This window comes from Paractinoplanes toevensis (genome assembly GCF_018332695.1).
Lineage (GTDB): Bacteria > Actinomycetota > Actinomycetes > Mycobacteriales > Micromonosporaceae > Actinoplanes > Actinoplanes toevensis.
In genome coordinates this window covers 1-2,448 of record NZ_BOQN01000182.1, presented here as the reverse complement: position 1 = coordinate 2,448, position 2,448 = coordinate 1, and the positions used below count along the sequence as shown (strand labels likewise).

1 protein-coding gene is annotated in these 2,448 nt (G+C 63.1%); it reads right to left on the bottom strand.

Annotation, left to right across the window (positions count from 1 at the left end; genetic code table 11):
- Positions 1–305 precede the first annotated feature (305 nt).
- On the bottom strand, positions 306–2,165 hold the full coding sequence (locus Ato02nite_RS49675) for an NB-ARC domain-containing protein (protein WP_369076940.1): 1,860 nt from the start codon (positions 2,163–2,165) through the stop codon (positions 306–308).
- Positions 2,166–2,448 lie beyond the last annotated feature (283 nt).

Here is a 2,448-nt window from a genome sequence, read left to right as displayed (position 1 = left end):
AACTTAAGCTACGCGGCATTGCACCAGTGCCGAGGGTCGCTGCGAGACATGTGCGAATCGTACATACGTTCGAGCTTCGGCGCACGGTAGGCATAGGGGCAGTCGGACGTCGACTTGTGACTTTCGGTTCTAGTTGGCACCTTTCGGCGCTGGTTGGCACCTGCGGCCGATGTGGCATGCGGACGCAGGCTCCAGCTCGCCCGCTTAATTACCCCGCGTTACCGCGATCGACGTGTGCAGGCGCGCGGATTTGCCGAGATGAGTGCGTCGCTTCCCTGGCAATGAGAGGACGACTAACGTCGTCCTTATGCCACGTCCAGGTTGTCGGGTCGAGGCAGTGGTTCCTCCGACTCTTGGCCCTGTGGGCATTCTCGGATAGTTACGACAAAACCTTGGACCAATCGGTCTTCGCGCAAGTCGCGGTATGTGGCTTCGACCGGCACTCGGCTTCCGTCGGCCCGAAGCAGCGAGCAGAACACCACACCGTCCGCGAAGCTGGGTAAGGCCTGACTCACTCGCATGCGGTCGTCCGGATCCACTAAATCGGTGAGTGTGGTTAGCGGCGGGAGGTCCTCGCCGCCAAGCAGCTCGCGTAGCGGAGGACTGGCGTATCGGATGCGCTGGTCCTCATCGGTCACCACCATTGGGTACGCGGTATTGCGGGTCACCGCAAGCAGATAGAGATCGCTGTCTCGACGGCCGACCGCCTCCTCCAAGCCGACGCGGACTAGTGCGAGAGCGATATGCACCTCCGGCGAGGACTCGGCCGTGTTGTCAACTACCGCGTCGAGGTGATCGGCGAGTTCGTTCAAATCGTCGACACGCCAGACGCCATCCGTGGGCGAGAAACCAGTGACGAGCGCATCAAGCCACCGAGTAACAGCATCGGCCGCCGATGCAAGATCGTCTCCCGGCGGTTTGGCGGCCTCATGACGGACCACCCGGGCAATGAGCCGGTGAACTGCAACAACTCGACCTTCGCCGCCCGGTGCGGCAGGCCCGGCGTCACCGCCGACCGTAATTAGCGATGCCTCGACCAGAACCTTTACGGCTGACCAGAGACCGCCCAGCATGGCGAGATGCCGCATACCGCGTACCAGGAGATCTAGGCTTACTCCACCGGGCGATAGCAGCGACAGCACCCGCAGCAACCGAGCCGCGTCCCCACTGCGGTCGGCGCGAGCCAGACCGGCCAGGCTCAGCCGTGTCACCTTGAGCACGCCAGGATGATCCGCGCCGGCCTGCTGCCGCAACGTTTCGTCCAACTCCTGACCCTGCAACAATTCTGAATATTCGCGGTAGGACATCTTGTTCCTGGCGATGAACGCGGCAGCCTGAGCCAACCCGAGAGGTAACCACCCCAATAGGTCACCCAGACGCGTCCCTTCGCCAGCCGGATTCAGCCTTGTCGTCCGAGACAGGAAAGCGGCACCCTCAGCCGGAGTAAACATGCCGACCTGCACAGCGGCGATCCCGGCCATCGAGGTGAACTCTTGCCGGTTCGTGGTGATAAGCACCTTCGTCGACCCTGACGCCGGCAAGAACTTCCGCAATGTGTCCGGATCGTCGACATTGTCGAGCACCAACAGCCGCCGCGCCCGGCCGTCGGCCTCGAGCCACCGACACGCCGCCGCTGCCGCCTGCTCCGGCTTCATCTCAGCTGCCCCTGGCAGCTCCAGATGCACCGCCAACAACGCCAGCTCCCGTACCAGCTCAGATTCAGCGTTGATCCAGGCCACCAGGTCGAATCCGTGATCCAAACACCACTGGGCATATCGGGCTGCAAGCTGCGTCTTGCCCGCACCCCGGGTACCCGTCAACGCCACCAAAGCCGCCCTGCCCCGCCGCCCCAATGCCGCCCGTACCTGCTTTTCTTCTAGCGGTCGCGGCTGCCACTGCCACGCGTGCCGCGGAACCACTCCGAACACCCGCGACACCGCGTTGACCGAACCTGACTGAGTCAGAGCCAGCTCAGATCGCTGTCGCGTAATCTCCAGCGCCAGTACTCCGACGACTAATGAGCCGAGCGCTACAAACACCGCCAGGCGCCACCACGACCAATCCGGGGTGATCAAGTTCGTGGCTAAATTGCCCACAAGCGCCAGTGCCGTACCGAGGGCCGCTACCGACACCCGCGATGGCGTCCAACGCCGCCCGCTACCCATAGATCAACTCCGGACAGTCAGGACAATCCTGATAACCGTTCTACCAACCCCAATGCACCCTCGGCTACGCCGAGAGCAACCAACGCGTTACTTGCACCCAGTTGGTCATGCGCTCCCGCAACACCACTGATAGTCACCCGGCAGGTAAGCGACGGCCTGCTCGCAGTGGTCACATCATGTGAAACCGGGCGGCTCTTCGATGAGATACGCTGCCCGGCGACAGAGGTGCCTACAGCGGTCGAGGGCCGAACGGCGGGTATCGCGGGTCCGTAACGCGAACGGT